Source organism: Arthrobacter sp. BGA-UO-ETr-C19, from assembly GCF_059568005.1.
In genome coordinates, this window is record NZ_JCAQPC010000024.1 from 295,556 (window position 1) to 311,732 (window position 16,177).

Sequence of the window (16,177 nt, forward strand, 5' to 3'; positions counted from 1 at the left end):
CATGGAATTGATAAACCCCACCGTACTGCTGGATCAGTACTCTCTTTCGGAGTTGGGCTCCGACCGGGGACTCGGTAGATACGCGGCCATGATGGCTGCGGGCGCCAAGGGGCTTTCCAGCGTTGAGGTAGCGACTCTAACAAGGACACCTTCGACATTGAAGGCACCGGATGTATTGCTTATACAACGCGACATTCGGAAGTTGAGGCTGGAGAAGTCGGTCCCCTACCACGCAACTTCGGTTTATCACCTACCGGTGGTGAAGGACCGCCCTTGGATCTGTTCAATACAGGACGTAATACCTCTGGATTTGGATAGTTATAGAAAATTGGGTATCAAGTCCAGGTTGCTGTTTGCCAATGCTAAACGTTCTAATGTGATTCTGGCCAATTCTGAATACACTAAAAGCCGAGTTGTGACGCGACTAGGTGTTTCTCCCAGTCGCGTCATGACTTGTCCGTTGCCTATTTCGGAAGCCTTCACCAGCACGCCCTCGAATGAAGCAATTTCCTCCGTCTCGCGGATATTGGAAGAATCGGGAGTTGCGTGGAGTCGCCCCTTCGTTGTCGCCTTGGCAGACCTCCGGACTCCCGATCCCCGTAAGCGATATCACTGGATTGACGAAATTGCGGAAGCCCTCGCCGAGCAGGGCATTCCTATGGTTGTCACCGGAAGAGGCCTCGCCAAAGAGGATTTCCCTCACAGTCGCGTCATCGCCTCCCTTACCGACGGCGAGTTGTCTGCACTTTATTCCTTGGCGGTCGCCATGTACTATCCAACGGCTTATGAAGGACAAGGACTGCCACCTCAAGAGGCCATGGCGTCAGGCTGCCCTGTGGTCGCCTACAGGAACACTTCAGTGGAAGAGGTTGTTGACTCTTCGGAGTTCCTCCTGAACGACCCGATTCCCTGGGAGCTGCAGACGCTGTCGCGGCCCCTTCCGCTATCCGCGAGGCATGAAGTAGTTAGCAAAGTAGCCGCTTTTATACAGTCTGATGAAAGTCTTCATCGAGCACGACGACTCGCTCTGCAGTTGGCGGCTCCATATTCGTGGGAGTCGTTCACCGGAAAGCTAACCGACTTTTATGGTGCCTATTTCGAGGGACGTTTGGCATGAGAATCGTTCTCAATGACTTCATAGGTGTCAGAGGCCGGAGCGGTTCTAGCCGGGGAGCGGCGCTAATCGCTGCGGCGGTCTCAGCAGAAAACGCACGCGTTAGCACTTTGCGACCCACTGGCGAACCTAAGACGAGGGCCCTACGTCTGCTGAACATGCTGTTATGGGATTTTGTTCTTGTGCCTCTCAAATCGCGGCAACAGCGAGCAGATATGGTCGTCCACGCCACAAACACGGGCATTGCCATGGGAAAATCTAAGTCCGTGGTAGTCGTGCACGACACGATGGTCTTGGATCATCCTCAGATGTTCAATAAATATTTCGTTTTCTATGCAAAGCTTTGTATTTGGTACTCCGTCCGGAGATCGTGGCTTGTTGTTACTCCGTCCGAGCACAGCAGGAGGCGCATTCAGCATCGGTGGCCAAAGGCGCGCGTACGAGTTATCCCATGGCCCTCGTATTCGGACCAAGGAACGGAGGGGACCGCGCAGCCGGCTGCGGTTCAGCATCCTCAGAGTCCTCGGAGTTTGACGGTCCTAGTGGTGTCTTCCATAGATAAGCACAAGAGACTGCCGTTGGCAGTTGAGGCTGTGAAGGCAGCCAGGGACCAGTCGGGCAGAGATTTGAAGCTTGTGCTGGTAACGCGCACAGGGAACGATGAATCAAATTTTAAAGCGAGCCTAGCTTCCTGCGATCCCGACGGGCAATGGATCAGCGTGCGCTCTGGGATAGACGATGAGGCACTGAGCAGTCTCTACAAGCAGGCCTTGTGCGTTCTGGTCTCCTCGGTGGACGAGGGCTTTTGTCTGCCAGCACTGGAAGCTAGTGCGAACGGTGTTCCAGTGGTCCATACGAACAGAGGTGCCTTGCCTGAGGTCATCCCTCGCGGTCTAGTTGCCCCTTCCGACATCGCGGACGACGGTGTGCTGCTCAGCAGGCAAGTGGTTGATTTGCTTGACGCCGAAATCTGGCGCCGGTACAGAGACGCCGATCGCGCGCATACATCTAAGTTCAGCAACCGCAACTTCAGGGAGAACTGGGCTTCCGTGTTGCGTGAGGCGGAGAGACATTGAGAATCACGATAGTTCATGGAAGTAATGACACCTATGGCGCCAGCCGCGTCCTGATTCATGAGATAGAGTGCTTGATCGCTCTAGGACATTCGGTGCATGTGCTTGTTCCATCGGTCGGACCACTTCACGATGAGGTCGCCCGACTTGGCTCCCAAGTGCAGATCAGCGTGGAGCCGCAGTTGCTCGTGCTGCGACGGTCAAAGATGACGGATATGATCCGTCCCCCAAGACTCCCGAATGCCATGCGGTCGGCAGATGTCGTAGTTCTGTGGACCCTAGCGGTCACTGGCTATATACCGCTCCTCCGCCTGGCGCGGCAGAAATTTTACGTGGCTGTGCACGAGTTGCTGGACGATTCTCGAGCCAAGCTCGTCTTTAGAGTGTTGTTGGCAGGGTCGTTCCCCCTAACTGCCTGTAGCCGGGCGACGGCTCGGTGGCTTCGTTCACTAAGTATTAAAGAGTCTCGGATCTATGTCACTTATCCCGTCATCGATGTCATGGCCGGTGATTCTGAACGTGTTAAGACTTCTACACCCTTGGCCTCAAGCCGACCCTTCACCGTCGCTGTTTACGGCAGGGTGAATGGCCATAAAGGCCACCTCGAGGTTGCGGAGGCTTTCAGGGATTCGCTTATGAACGACCCTGACTGGCGGCTTGTACTTGCCGGTGCTCCGTTTCCAGGGCAGGAAGCGGCGCTTGAGGAGGTCATCGCAGTTTCGGAGACCGATGAGCGCATCAGCTATGTCGGAGAGCTCAGCTCGCTTGAAGAACTGCGCGAATCAGTTGACCTCGTGGCCGTCTTCCCGACAAAGGCTGAACCGTTCGGACTCGTTCCGATTGAGGCATGGTCGTTCGGGATTCCAAGCATCGGTTATGGCGATGGTGGAGCGGCGGAAGTGCTGCCGATGGTCGGTGGCATCACCGTAGAGCGAGGAAATCCGCCGTCGGCTAATATCGCCCTTGCTTTGAGAGCAGCGCGACAAAGCTGGGATGCGAGACCTGCGCTGCCCACGGCGGCACAAATAGCGCCAAAATTGTCCTTCGACAATCGACTCAGTAAACTGACCGCGGTCTTGGCGACCTTGGATACTTAGGGCATGGCTCAAATAAGTGGCGGCTATGTTGCTCCGGTAATTGGATATCACGAGAAATCGAGCCTGACGGAGGAAAGGTGTCGCCACGCGTATATTGGCTTGGGCAGGACAACCGAGCCCAGTTGGACTTCTGCTGGGTTAGCAGGCTCATACATGAAGGAGGTGGCTCGCTCCGTGCCTGAGCGATCTGAGAGCCGGAGGGCGCTGCTGCATGCTGGTCGTCGGACGCCCAGTGCAAACTGGCGTCGGCGGATTACTGGCCACGGACTCCTCGCTATGATCAAACCGATTTGATGATCGACAAGATTTTCCTGGTCATCGTCTTGATACCAGTAGGAATGTACTTTCTCTCGTCGAATCGGCGTATGGCGTTGCTTGTAGTCGTTGCGGCTTTCGCAACCAGACCAGCGATCGATGTGGGGGCACTCACCTTCCGGCCTGAGATGATTGTTGGCGCCATGGCTTTACTCCGGCTCGTTCATGATGGGTTGGGCGGGAAATCGTTGCGATTAGCCAAGGGCGTCCGCTGGTCTCTGGGTCTCGCGCTTACATGGATCGTTTTTTCGTTAGCGTCGTCTGTAAGCGTTCCCCCGTACCCTCAGCGATCGATGACAGTGCTCATTTGGTGTTCGCTCAATATAATAACTGCGGTCTGGATAGCAAAGACACCCAGTTCTTGGTATTGGATCTTGCGCTGGGGGGCGACTGGGGCGTTGTGCTGCGCTTTTCTCGCCATCGTTTTCTGGCTGGGCGCAACGGCACACATATTTAATTTTGGTGTTCAAAGCGACCCAACTTATGGCGGGTATGCCGCGTATGTGTTCTCGCTTGAGGCCAATATTCTGGCCGGACTACTTTGCCTTTGGGCCCTTGTAGCGGTTGTAAACCCTATGGGTTCAGTACCCCAGTGGATCAGAGTGGCACTGGCGTTCTCCGCTCCTATGGCGATACTAACCACTCACACACGGGCGGCATTGGTTGCGTACGTCGTGGGCCTTGTTGGCTGCATGCTTTTGAAGCCAGCAGCACGGCGGTTGGCCGTTGCATCGTTAGGAGTAGGTGGTCTAGGGGCGCTCCTGTTGCTTATGGGGGGAGGGGACGCCGGCCTGAGCAAGTTCATGGCCGTGTTCGACATTAATGATGGTACGGGGGGGCTTAGGAACCGGGTTGGGAGCGTGGCCATCACAGAATGGTGGTCGTCAAGCGAACGAATGATTGGCTTAGGCTGGAACAGCTTCGGGCAAAGACATATCGATGAAACGCAGCCGGCCCTCCTTCTTCCTGGATACATTGGTAATCTTCCGGTGCAAATCTTGTACGATACCGGTATATTCGGGGCATTTCTAATATCGTCGGCTGTGTTGTTAGCGGCAATTGCAGTGTGGCGATCCGAGCGGTTCGATACTCTCGTCATATTCTTCTTGCCGTACTTGCTGTTCTCCATCGCCACCATGGTTTTATGGCTTCTGGAAACTTGGCTCTTTGTAGGTTTAGCGTGGGGATTATGCGCTAAGTCATATGCAAAGTGGCCGCCAGTTGCCAGTAACGGCCGTATCTCTACTCTTCGGGATGACGGAGAGAGGCGCGATCATGCGACGTAAGTTCCTTCGTGATGGTGCTCTTATGTTCAGCGGTGAAGTTATTTCAAAACTGCTCGCCTTCTCGGTTTCATTCGTGTTGGCACGTCAGGTGGGCCTAGAAGCCCTTGCGATCCTTTCGCTTGCCCAATCAATAATTGCCTACGCAACTGTTGTGGGAGATGCAGGCCTTGGGACGGATGCGGTTCGCCGTATCTCGAATGGAGAGCCTGCCCGTGGGGTCGTTCGACAGACAGCCCGGGTCCAGGTTGTATTTGCGTTGCTGGCGAGCTTGGTGGTGGTGCCGGTGGCGGTGTCCCAGACGGACCCCAGCGTAGCGATCGCAGTGTCACTGGTGCCGATCTTTTATGCAGCCTCAGCAAATTACGTGCTGCAGGGGCGGTTGGATGCCAAGAATCTAGCAATATCTCGCGTGCTCGGAAACGTTGTTGTTTGTACTTTCGGCATGGCGGCCATCTTTTTAAGTTTCCCCCTCGGCATTATTGCTTTTGCATATAGCGCCGGTGCTTTGGTGTCAATGCTATACGTGAACTACGTTGCGGGCGTACGTATAGTTGACCTATTGGGCGCTTTGCCGTGGGCGGCATTAAAGGCGACTAAAAGTAAGTATTTGGCCCTGGCGACCTACACCATCATCGTCCACGCTTATTCCTCTGCCTTGATTATCATGGCACAAAATTTTGGTGGTGGAGCTCAGCTAGTGGAAGTAGCCCTGGCAACGCGAGTATTACTTCTATTGTTCATTCCCGCCCAACTACTGGGTTCGCTTCTTCTCCCTCGCTTTTCAAGGGGGCCAGTCTCGATGAAGAAAATGGCAGGATTTGTATCCGGTGCCTTGCTGACCGGCGCCCTGATGTCGGCGACAGTCCATCTCACCGCAGAATGGTTTGTGCCTTTCTTGTTCGGTGCCGAATCGCACGGCAGCGTTAGGTCTATAGAGCAAATTTCCTTGCAGCTTCCTCTATATCTTGCCAGCACTGTTCTCATTGCATATTTCCTTGCGGCGGGTCGCTACGTGATGTTAGCCAAGCTGTATATGCTTGCCCTTTTGGCTCAAATTGCGCTTGGCTATGTTCTTCGCGACTACGAGGCCGAAGTATTCGTTCTCAGTGTTGTATTTAGCGAATGGATCTTTGTTTTATCGTTGCTGATAGCGCTGCTGACCTCCGGTACCAGGCCACGTCGAACAAGGAGCAAGGAACGAAGGGAGCTCAGTCGCGTTCCGATTTGATGGCTGCGGCAGCTTAACGGGCCCTTCGCAGATGAGCGTGGTTAGGTCGGTCTGAGACTGCCGCCAGAGCATTGGACGTTTCGGTACGGCGCGGTGCGGCGGGAAAGAGGTCAGGGCCTCTTTGAATTGGTTGCGACCAAGCAAACCAATACCCAAAAGAGACCCCGACATGAATAACTCTATGTCTTGTTCCCACGGCCGGTGGTGCACGCGCGCGGATGCGCTGCTCGGTGTCGAGGGCATCCACATCAGCTCTGTCACGGCGACCGGGGCCGGCCTGGTTCTGGGCGTCGAGACCGGGGAGGATGTCACCGGCTGTCCGGACTGCGGTGTCGTTGCCGTGGGCCATGGCCGTCGGCCGGTTCGGCTCCATGACATCCCGTGTTTCGGCCGGCCGGTGCGGCTGTTGTGGGCCAAGCGCGTCTGGCGGTGTCCGGACCCGGACTGCCCGAGAACGACGTTCACCGAGGAGCATCCGATGGCAGGATCCCGGGCGAAACTGACAACCGGGGCAGTCGGGTGGGCGACCGATGCGCTGCAGCGTTTCGATACCTCGGTTTCCGCTCTGGCCCATCAGCTCGGCGTTTCCTGGCACACCATCTGGGACGCTGTCCGGGTGGAAGCAGCCCGGCGGATCGCAGCGACGGGCCGGCTCGAAGGGGTGGACGCGCTCGGCGTCGATGAGCATGTCTGGTCCCACACCGGCCCGCCGGGCACCGGCATGGTCACCGGGATCGTGGACCACACCCGCGACGCCCAAGGTGTGGTTCATGCCCGGCTGCTGGACCTCGTGCCGGTCCGGTCCGGGAAGGCCCACGCCGACTGGCTCAAAGACCGCGGCACCGGGTTCACCGCCAGGATCAAGACGGCAGCGCTGGATCCGTTCCGAGGCTACGCGAACGCTATCCGAGACGAGCTGCCCGAAGCCATCACGGTCCTGGATGCGTTCCATGGCGTGAAACTGGGATCGGCCATGGTCGATGAGGTCCGCCGCCGGGTCCAGCAGGACACCCTCGGGCACCGCGGGCGCAAGGGCGACCCGCTCTACGGCATCCGTCGGACCTTGCAGATCGGCGCCGAACATCTCACCGATAAACAGGCCGCCCGACTCGATGCGAAGCTCACCCTCGGGGACCCGGACCACGAAGTAAGCGTGGCCTGGCAGTGCTACCAAAAACTCCGCCACATCTACCACGCCAGACCGGAGAAGGGCCGCCAACTCGTCAACGAGGTGATCGCCTCATTCCCGTCCTGCCCGATCCCCGAGGTCTCACGACTGGGCCGGACACTCAAACAATGGAAGGCAGCGATCCTGGCCTACTTCGACACCTTCGGCGCCTCCAACGGTCCCACCGAAGCGATCAATGGCGTCATCGAAACCACCCGCAGAATCGCCCGCGGCTTCCGAAACTTCACCAACTACAGACTCGGATGCCTACTCGCCGCCGGCGGCCACCGCCCCTACCGGATCAAAAGACAAACCATGCCTAAATGCGAAGGGCCGCTTAACGGTCACGAAGGTGCCCATGGCTCGCAATGTTTGCGAAGCAGGGCGAATGAGCCTCATAGTCCGCCACCACGACGCTGGCTGCGGTGCTTTTTGGGATTGGAAGCCGGTCGTCTCTGTGACTGGGGCGGGACGCAGTCGTCTTGGCAAGACCGGCGTCGAGGGGCCGTTGTGGTGTAAAGCGTCGCATCCGTCGCCGAGAGAAAAGACTTGGGCGGGATCGGTGCCGTGGTGGAAACTGCGCGAAGTTGCTGGTCATTCTGCCTCTGATGATCAAAGGAAGCCATTTCCTGAGCATTCCAGTCAGGCCTCCGCGCAGCGGCGTGGTGGCCGGTGCTGGCGGCGGCTGCGGGTTACCCAGCACGCGGAGCCTTTGAGAGTGACGACGTCGTAGTGGTGAGTCGCAGTGCTGAACGGTGGGGGCGATCGTGACCTAAGCGGGCTCTTCACGGTTCGTGGTGAATGTTCTGCCGTGATGGGTGTTCATGCCGCTGTTTACGCAGCACTGCGCAACAGGATACGCGTTTTGTAGTTGCGTGCGTTGGTGAATCCCCGGCCTGTCCTTTTGATGTGCTTAATCGCAGTGTTATTGGCTTCCACTTTTGCTGTTGTTGCACCGGTGACAATGAGGACTTCGATCTCCTTCCACCACCGGCAGACCGTGCGCCAGAGCCGATTTGTTTCCGGCTGACCAGCCTTTTCTACCAGTGCTTGCAGACGGTCTTTTGCGGCGGCTGCGTCGGCGGGGGACCCGGTGGCCAGCAGCGTCCGCAGCTGCTCTTTGACCAGCCAGGCGGCCTGCAGCTTTCCGGTGGCGTCGTCGGTCGCGAACACTATGCTGAGCCTGTCCCGGGCCCGGTCCGAGAGCGTGTCACCGGCGCGCAGGAACAGCCGCCGGTTGGCCCAGACCGGGTCGATGGCACGCGTCCCCGCCGGCCATGGACCTGCTGGGTGAGACGCTGCCGGACTTCGGTGAGCATGTCATTGCCGAGCTTGACCAGGTGGAAAGCGTCGACTGCGACTGCGGTCTGCGGAAGCCACATCCGCAAGGCCTTCCGGAACGCCGCGGACGGGTCGATGGCAACGACCTGCACGCCCAGACGCCATTCCAATGGGCGGGCGAAGAGCCAATCCCCGACGCCGTCGCTGTCGCGTCCGTCCACGATTCCGAGGACCTGGCCGGTGTCGAGATCGACAATGGTTGTCATCCAAGGTTCGTAGCGTTTCCAGGCCTTGATGGCCGGGTCGCGGAAGAACCTCACTGACCGGTAGCGATGTTCATCAATGCCGAGCATCCGTGGTGCCAGGGCGTCCACGTCCGGCAGTGTCAGCGCTGCGGAGTCCAGGGCCTGCTGCACGAGCCACCAGGAAACACCGAACGAGGAGGCAGCCTCTGCGCGGCCCTGCCCGACGCGATCACTGCGGCTACGAGGGCGTCGCGGAGCCGACGGGTGGACCGTGCCCGGCGCGGGACCTGAGCGGTCTCCTCAGTGAACGTCTGGCGCGGGCACAAGTGCTCGTCGCAGAAGAATCTACGCTTGGCCCAGAGCACTTCGACCGGCCCAGCGATAGGGATGTCACGCAGGCGGCGGGGCCGGCGGGAATGAACACGGCCGCTGATTACGCCCCAGGACGGACAGCCGGCCTCGGCGGTGGCCACCACGTGGATCCGCCGCTGCCCGAATCCAGGGACCTCGGTGTCGGTGACGCGATAGTCGGGCAGGTTGAAGATCGTGGTGGCAGCATCGGGGCGCGGGGAAGTAGGCTCGATCAGGGCTCGTAGCTCCTGACTCTGATGAATGCGTAGAGAACATCCATCACAGCAGGACTACGGGCCCTTCAGCTTTCAAGACACGGAACCTGTTTCACCACCAAACACGACGAGCCCCTAAGCGGCGACTTGGCACGGAAGATGCCGCCCAGACAGCGAAGGGACGAATCGAGAGCTGATGAACGGTGTCCACGTCGCGGGTCTCGGCAGGAGGGAAGGCCCGTCTTGGCGGGCACGTGGGTCTCCACGATCCGAGATCATGGCCCGAATCCGAAGAATGCCCGTACGCGCGCATGTGGTCGTGTGGCTCGTTCCCCGCGGGATTCGTTAGCCGACTTCAGGGGCCTGAGACGGCTTCGAAATCACAAGCAATTCCTAGGGTGTCCGGTTTCACCGGACGGAAATCATCGTGGCGGCGATGGACCGACTGCACCAAGGACGAACGCCGGCAAGATTGTTTGCTTTTGCCGACGCGTCTTTATCTGTGCCTCGAGAGGCAGCGGCTTCCACCGGAGATGATCACTGCTTGCGGCTGGAGGCGCGATCCGGCTGTAGCCCCGTATTAAGGGAATCGTGCGGCTGTGGCGTCCGCAAGCTAGACAGCCCCTTGCTGACGCCAAACAGCCACTGCTTCCCGCAGGAATTTGGTTTGGCGTCTACCGCCGCCCACTGCCTGGAAATACGCTGCGAGGACGTCCTGAGGCCCGTTCTTCCGAGCGACTGCTGTACCCGGCCCGAGTTCCCGCGGATGCTTCTTCTTCGGGGGCTGCATGCGATGAGCCACTGGTTTTGAACGACTCGTCGGACGTGTAATACGAGTAGGCATAGGCATCGGCACCCTTGGTGGGCAGCCGGTTTAACACAGCTCCAAGAACTGTAGCTCCTACGAGATTTAGCGAAGCCAAGGCCTTTTCAATATCATGTTTCTTGACTTTCTGCGCCCCCACGACAAGAACAACTCCTCCTACGTGCTGGGCCAAAACGGCCGCGTCCGTGACGGGCAGAAGTGGAGGAGCGTCGACGATAACTGTGTCAAACGATTGTTCCAAGCGGTGGAGAAGTCGATCCATCTGATCGGACCCGAGAAGCTCGCTGGGGTTTGGGGGTATCTGACCAGAAGCCAAGACGTAAAGTTGGTCTGTGCCCCATGGTTGGAGCAAGTCCATTACGTCCGCCTGCCCCACAAGGGCCGTGGTGAGTCCTGCATTGCGCTCGAGGCCGAGGTATTCGCTGACCATTGGCCTGCGAAGATCAGCATCAACCAAACAAACGGTCTGGCCAGCCTGAGCCAAGGCAAGCGCGAGATTGGTAGCAGTCGTGCTTTTGCCCTCACCCGGCAAAGAGGACGTCATCAATACTGTCTTTGCCTGGCCGGCAACATTGGCAAATTGCAGGTTGGTGCGTAGCTGACGGAACGATTCCGCGCGAGGACTCTGTGTGAGGGTTTGAGTCAGCAATGGCTTTTTCATTGCGTCCTGATCGAAAGCTATTGCGCCCAAGATAGGTGCCTCGGATGCTTTACGGAAGTCTGCTTCCCCACGAATGCGGTGATCAAGGGCCGTCCTCAACACAGCGATACCCAAACCAAGGGTCAAACCAGCAAACAAGCCCAAGAGAATGTTCAGGCGTGTGTTTGGCGCCGAAGGGGCGGAGGGAGCGGTGGCCGGCGTGATTATCGAAAGGCTTACTGGACTAGTTCCACCTGCTTTGGGACGTTCAAGGGTGTCGAGACCCCGGATCACGCTGTTTGCCACAGCTTGCGCAATAGCGGCAGCCTGCACGGGCGATGTATCGTCCACTTCAATATCAATCAGGACTGTATTCGGGTCGGACTTCGCTCTCACCCGCTTTGCCAACTCTTCAGGGGTTTCACTCAGGCCCAGGGCATCGATGGCGGGCTGCAGTATGACAGGCGCCGTTACGGTCTTGACATACGACTGCACCCTGGCCTGACTGAAAGTGTTGCCCTGTTGGAGTTCGGTGACACTTTCTGAGCCTTGAATAGCTACGAATAGCTTAGTTGTCGATGTGTAGGTGGGTTTCACAAGGATGGATGCGGCACCTGCAGCTAGAAGACCGAGGAGAACGGACGCTACCAGCAATATCCAGTTGCGATGCAGTATGCGTAGATAGTCGTGCAAGTCCAAGCCGGGATCCCCCTGTGTGATAGCTGCCGCATGCTAATTGGCACGAAGCCAGAACGGCGACACTCGTGCGCGTACGGCAATTGTAGCTGGTTGGCTATGTCTTCACGGGACGAGTCGAGCCACAGTCGCTTGTAGGCACTGGCCGCGAAGGCTCACCGTATGCGGAAGTGTCTATGGATAAGACAAAGCCAACGTCATCTGTTTAGAGTAAGGATCATGGGGAAACAGCTTGGGGCCGAAAAATTGCCGAGAAAAGTGTTGATCATCGGCGGTGCGGGGTGGAGGAACGTTGGAGATGACCTCATTGCGCAGGCTCTTCAAAGGTGGGTTTCCTCCACAGCGCGACGGGTAAAGATTGTAGGGGGACCCTACCCCGTTGAGGGCGGCAAGGACAGGCAGATCGAGATCGGCGGCAATCTACGCACGAGACTCCGCCTTGCGTGGCACATCGCTCGGGCTGACTACGTCCTTATAGGCGGCGGAGGGCTTCTTGACGACCGCGCCTCTTTCTTCTACAGGCCGTTCACGCGGGCGGCTAAAGTTTGTCAAGTCTTGCGCACACGTTATGCCTTTGCGGGTATAGGCGTGGGTCCAATCAGGAGTGCGACATCGGCTGAGGCTTACCTCCGTGCTACTCAGAGAGCGCACGCGGTTTATGTGCGGGATTCGGAATCCCGAGACCGGCTTGCAGCAGCTGGCCTAACGCGAGATGTAGCAATCGTCCCGGATCCAGTGCTGTGGGATTTAGACAAACGAGGTTGTGAACCGCGGGCACCACGCTTTGACCTAGCAGTGAATCTCCGTAACTGGCGGTCTGATGACGGGCACCGTAATGGCTATGACGGACCCACCAATGGCCAAATCATTGAAGCGGTGGCTCAAGCGATCAACGGAAGGCTGGGCGGAATACACAAGATCGCTTTGGTTTCGATGAGCGGGCATATGGAGGACGACGATGCCACCATGCTTGAGCAACTCCGAGGCTTGCTTCGCACCAAAGAGGTGACAACGTACTACGAGTGCGCACCCGCAGAAGCACAGGAGGCCCTAGAAGGAGCGGAAACGATTCTGGCAATGCGACTCCATGCCTGCCTTGTGGGAGTACGGTCGGGGCGTCGGGTCATAGGCTTGGCCTATGATCCCAAAGTAACCCAGCAAGGCCTGGCCCTCGGCTTCACCACGATCGCATTAGACAAGAACTTCGCTGAGACAGGCCGCGATAACATGCTCGAGGCATTTGAATCGGCCCAGACAGCCCTCCAGCGGTTTGCAGTTCCGCCTCTGCCCTGGCATTAGACCTCATCCAATAGATGACGTTAGGGTCACATCTCCGGCCGCCATGGTAGCGAGGCTGCATGCTGGAGCACGCATGTTCCCGATGCCACCGACCTGATCACGGACCGCGAATTCACGGTAGAGTCCGGTGCAAGTGCTCAAGTTTATGTAGGCTATGTGCGACTACCCGGTGATCCCGGCATTAGGGTTCAGCCCATCCTTTAGTGGCGTGTTTGGCTCGGACAAACGCGCCAATGTTTTCCGCGCTCCTTTTGGCATCCCGCCGTCCGAAAGTTTCTCTTCACACCTTGCGGCTTTAGGGCTGGCGATTCGCTCAAAATCAGGGGCTCGCGACTCATCGCGTCCTAGCGCGTATCTACATCCTCAAACACTAGAAAGGTTTGAGTATCTAGCACCCCTGGCATCGCTTGCAGTTGATCGAAGACCACGCGCCGCAGATCCACATTGTCCACGGCACGTACCAGCAAGATGACATCAAAGTCGCCGCCCACTAATGCGATGTGGTGCACCTCCGGAATCGTCCTCAGCTGTGCACGGAGTTCACGCCAGGATCGCTGTCTTACCTTCAGAGTCACGTAGGCCGATGACTTTAGGCCGGCCTTGATGGGGTCCACCAGGGCCGTGAACTTGGTCAGCACACCCTCACCTGTCAGCCGGGCAATTCTGGTGTAGGCATGCGCGCGTGAGATGTGGACATTCTCGGCCACCTGGGTAACAGACATCCGACCGTCGCGCGTGAGCTCGGCAATGATATTGCGGTCCACATCGTCCAGTGGCACCGCCGTCTGTCCCTCGTTCGCCTCGGCCATTCGTCTACAACTCCCGCCAGTTAGACAGCTCATATTTGCAGTTTGTCTTTCAGAATACGGATACCTCGTGGTACTTGTCTACGATTTGCGCTGATACTGGATACGAAACATCCTCCGGGACGATACTGAAAATGAATAGTGGCTATAGAAGGACGGACCAATGACGATCTCCGCAGACCACACTGCCCCCGATACGGCGCAGGCTCCGACCGAACCTGAGCAGGCCGAAGACGTGCACCTGCCCGGCGCAGCCGCGGAGGCCGTGCGCAAGTTCGGCATCACCGCTGAGGACTACATGCTGCCGGCCCGCCATCAGATCCAGATGGTGGACCAGGACGGCAACCTCAAGCACCATTCCGAACAGGGCGCCGAACCGGGCCACGAGTATCCGCTGCCCGGTAACGACGAACTCCTCACTGCCTACGAACAGCTCGTTATCGGCCGGCGGGTCAATGACCAGAACTCCTCGCTGGTCCGGCAGGGCCGCATGGCCGTCTACCCGTCCAGCCACGGCCAGGAGGCCTGCCAGGTGGCAGCTGCCCTGTGCCTCGCAGCCGGCGATTGGATGTTCCCCACCTACCGCGACGCCGTGGCTGTCATGGCTCGCGGAGTGGACCCCGTCGAGGCCATGACCATCTTCCGCGGCGACTGGCACGGCGGCTACGACGCGCTGAAACACAAGGTCGGCATCCAATGCACGCCACTCACCACCCAGCTACTCCATGCGGTCGGCGTCGCCCATGCCGCCAAGCTCCGCGGCGAGGACACCGTGGTCCTGGCCATGTGCGGTGACGGCGCCACCAGCGAAGGCGACTTCCATGAAGCCCTGAACTTCGCCGCCGTCTTCCACCTCCCGGTGATCTTCTTCGTACAGAACAACCAGTACGCCATCTCCGTGCCGCTGGCCCACCAGTCCGTCGCTCCTTCGCTTGCGCACAAGGCAGTCGGTTACGGCATGGCCGGCGAACGGGTGGACGGCAACGACGTCGTCGCGCTCCTCGCCGTCTTGGATCGTGCGGTCAAGCTCGCCCGCGAGGGCTCTGGCCCGCTCTTGGTGGAGGCGCACACTTACCGCATGCAGGCCCACACTAACGCCGACGATGCCACCCGCTACCGGCAGGACAGCGAAGTGGCCCAGTGGATGGCCAGGGACCCACTCACGCGGATGAGGACGTACCTCACCGATAAGGGACTGCTGGACGACGACGGCGAAGCCCGCATCGCGGAAAAGGCAGAGTCGGTTGCGACGCAACTCCGTAACGGCCTGGGCGAAGACGTGCCCGTCGATCCCCAAGATCTGTTCAGGTACGTCTTTTCCACGCCGACACCGCAACTAAAGGAACAGTCGGCCCTGCTCGCCGACGAACTCGCCCGCGACGCCAGCGGCGCTTCATCCACTACGGAGGCCCCCGAATGAGCCCCACTATAACCACTTCGTCCGAGGCGAACGGCAACGTCAGCTCCGCCACGGCCCGGGCAGCAGCTGCAGCTGCGGCCGCGGCCACAGCCGAAGCGGCAGGGCCGCAGCAGGTCACCATGGCCAAGGCACTGAACACGGCCATGGCGCACGCGATGCAAGCAGACGAGTCTGTCCTGGTGTTCGGCGAGGACGTCGGCATGCTGGGCGGGGTCTTCCGCATCACCGATGGACTGATGAAGTCGTTCGGTGAGCAGCGCTGCTTCGATACGCCCCTGGCCGAGTCGGGCATCGTCGGCATGGCAGTCGGGATGGCAATCAACGGCATGCGGCCGGTCGTCGAGATGCAGTTCGACGCATTCGCTTACCCTGCGTTCGAGCAGATTGCCAGCCACGTCGCCAAGATGCACAACCGTACCAAGGGCCGGGTGAAACTGCCCATGGTCATCCGTGTTCCCTATGCCGGCGGCATCGGGGGAGTTGAGCACCACTGCGACTCCTCCGAGTCCTATTACGCCCACACCGCCGGGCTGAAGGTCTACACGCCGGCCAACGTGGCCGACGCCTACCTCATGCTCCGCGAGGCCATCGACTTGGATGACCCCGTGATGTTCATGGAGCCAAAGAAGCTCTACTGGTCCAAGGACCTGGTTGACCTGGAAAGGCTCCGTGCGGACTATGAAGCGAAGGCAGACCGCGGGACGTCGACGGAGGGTCGCGCCGCCGTCGCCCGCTCCGGCACGGACGCAACACTGATCGCCTACGGGCCTTCCGTTCCCACCGCACTGGCAGCCGCAGCCGCGGCCGCCGAGGAAGGCCGCTCGCTGGAGGTCATCGACATCCGAACCATTGTTCCGTTCGACGACGAAACCGTCGCCGCCTCCGTCCGGAAGACCGGTCGAGCCGTGGTGATCGCCGAGGCGCACGGGTTCGCGTCGGTGTCGTCGGAGATCGTGGCGCGGGTCCAGGAACGCTGCTTCCACCACTTGGCGGCACCGATCCGCCGCGTCACCGGCTTCGATGTGCCCTACCCGGCGCCCAAACTCGAGCACTACTACCTGCCCGGCGTGGACCGCATCCTCGACGCCGTTGATGACCTCCAGTGGGAAGACTGATC

The 16,177-nt window shown here is 59.0% G+C and carries 10 protein-coding genes and 2 pseudogenes; 9 read left to right on the top strand and 3 right to left on the bottom strand.

Features of this window, described 5'->3' with window-relative positions:
* Position 1: 1 nt before the first annotated feature.
* From AC57BR_RS20320 to AC57BR_RS20345, 6 genes and pseudogenes are all read left to right on the top strand, one after another.
* Positions 2-1,117: a glycosyltransferase gene (locus tag AC57BR_RS20320; RefSeq protein WP_496363873.1), complete on the top strand. Its 1,116-nt coding sequence runs from the start codon at positions 2-4 to the stop codon at positions 1,115-1,117.
* A 305-nt stretch (positions 1,118-1,422) separates the two neighbouring features.
* Positions 1,423-2,190, top strand: a complete 768-nt coding sequence (locus tag AC57BR_RS20325) for a glycosyltransferase (protein ID WP_496365192.1) — start codon at positions 1,423-1,425, stop codon at positions 2,188-2,190.
* Positions 2,187-3,284 carry a glycosyltransferase family 4 protein gene (locus tag AC57BR_RS20330; protein WP_496363875.1) on the top strand — a complete coding sequence of 366 codons (1,098 nt, stop codon included), beginning with the start codon at positions 2,187-2,189 and terminating at the stop codon, positions 3,282-3,284. The genes AC57BR_RS20325 and AC57BR_RS20330 overlap by 4 nt, the downstream gene beginning before the upstream one ends.
* 293 nt (positions 3,285-3,577) lie before the next feature.
* Positions 3,578-4,885: an O-antigen ligase family protein gene (locus AC57BR_RS20335; protein ID WP_496363877.1), complete on the top strand. Its 1,308-nt coding sequence runs from the start codon at positions 3,578-3,580 to the stop codon at positions 4,883-4,885.
* Positions 4,875-6,113 (top strand): oligosaccharide flippase family protein, encoded by a 1,239-nt coding sequence (locus AC57BR_RS20340; RefSeq protein WP_496363879.1) that lies wholly within the window; start codon positions 4,875-4,877, stop codon positions 6,111-6,113. Before AC57BR_RS20335 ends, AC57BR_RS20340 begins: the two co-directional genes overlap by 11 nt.
* A 169-nt stretch (positions 6,114-6,282) precedes the next feature.
* Positions 6,283-7,575 (top strand): annotated as a pseudogene (locus AC57BR_RS20345) (ISL3 family transposase); the annotation flags it as partial.
* A 540-nt stretch (positions 7,576-8,115) separates the two neighbouring features.
* Here the strand turns inward: AC57BR_RS20345 and AC57BR_RS20350 are convergent.
* Both AC57BR_RS20350 and AC57BR_RS20355 read right to left on the bottom strand, forming a co-directional pair.
* Positions 8,116-9,394: pseudogene (locus AC57BR_RS20350) on the bottom strand (ISL3 family transposase).
* A gap of 653 nt (positions 9,395-10,047) precedes the next feature.
* Complete coding sequence (locus AC57BR_RS20355; protein ID WP_496363881.1) at positions 10,048-11,538, bottom strand: tyrosine-protein kinase domain-containing protein; 1,491 nt, start codon at positions 11,536-11,538, stop codon at positions 10,048-10,050.
* A gap of 216 nt (positions 11,539-11,754) precedes the next feature.
* Between AC57BR_RS20355 and AC57BR_RS20360 the strand changes: the two genes are divergently transcribed.
* Entirely contained in the window at positions 11,755-12,834 is a 1,080-nt protein-coding gene (locus AC57BR_RS20360; RefSeq protein WP_496363883.1) for a polysaccharide pyruvyl transferase family protein, read from the top strand.
* Positions 12,835-13,178: 344 nt separating this feature from the next.
* Here the strand turns inward: AC57BR_RS20360 and AC57BR_RS20365 are convergent, their stop codons facing one another.
* Complete coding sequence (locus AC57BR_RS20365; protein WP_496363885.1) at positions 13,179-13,643, bottom strand: Lrp/AsnC family transcriptional regulator; 465 nt, start codon at positions 13,641-13,643, stop codon at positions 13,179-13,181.
* A gap of 160 nt (positions 13,644-13,803) precedes the next feature.
* Between AC57BR_RS20365 and pdhA the strand changes: the two genes are divergently transcribed.
* Both pdhA and AC57BR_RS20375 read left to right on the top strand, forming a co-directional pair.
* Entirely contained in the window at positions 13,804-15,060 is a 1,257-nt protein-coding gene (gene pdhA, locus AC57BR_RS20370; RefSeq protein ID WP_496363887.1) for a pyruvate dehydrogenase (acetyl-transferring) E1 component subunit alpha, read from the top strand.
* On the top strand, positions 15,057-16,175 hold the full coding sequence (locus tag AC57BR_RS20375; protein WP_496363889.1) for an alpha-ketoacid dehydrogenase subunit beta: 1,119 nt from the start codon (positions 15,057-15,059) through the stop codon (positions 16,173-16,175). Before pdhA ends, AC57BR_RS20375 begins: the two co-directional genes overlap by 4 nt.
* Positions 16,176-16,177: the final 2 nt, after the last annotated feature.

What these genes read in the sequence shown, in the direction of transcription:
- pdhA (WP_496363887.1), top strand. Translation starts at nt 13,804, where the DNA reads ATGACGATCTCCGCAGACCACACTGCCCCCGATACGGCGCAGGCTCCG.
- AC57BR_RS20325 (WP_496365192.1), top strand. Translation starts at nt 1,423, where the DNA reads ATGTTCAATAAATATTTCGTTTTCTATGCAAAGCTTTGTATTTGGTAC.
- AC57BR_RS20360 (WP_496363883.1), top strand. Translation starts at nt 11,755, where the DNA reads ATGGGGAAACAGCTTGGGGCCGAAAAATTGCCGAGAAAAGTGTTGATC.
- AC57BR_RS20340 (WP_496363879.1), top strand. Translation starts at nt 4,875, where the DNA reads ATGCGACGTAAGTTCCTTCGTGATGGTGCTCTTATGTTCAGCGGTGAA.
- AC57BR_RS20375 (WP_496363889.1), top strand. Translation starts at nt 15,057, where the DNA reads ATGAGCCCCACTATAACCACTTCGTCCGAGGCGAACGGCAACGTCAGC.
- AC57BR_RS20335 (WP_496363877.1), top strand. Translation starts at nt 3,578, where the DNA reads ATGATCGACAAGATTTTCCTGGTCATCGTCTTGATACCAGTAGGAATG.
- AC57BR_RS20320 (WP_496363873.1), top strand. Translation starts at nt 2, where the DNA reads ATGGAATTGATAAACCCCACCGTACTGCTGGATCAGTACTCTCTTTCG.
- AC57BR_RS20365 (WP_496363885.1), bottom strand. Translation starts at nt 13,643, where the DNA reads ATGGCCGAGGCGAACGAGGGACAGACGGCGGTGCCACTGGACGATGTG.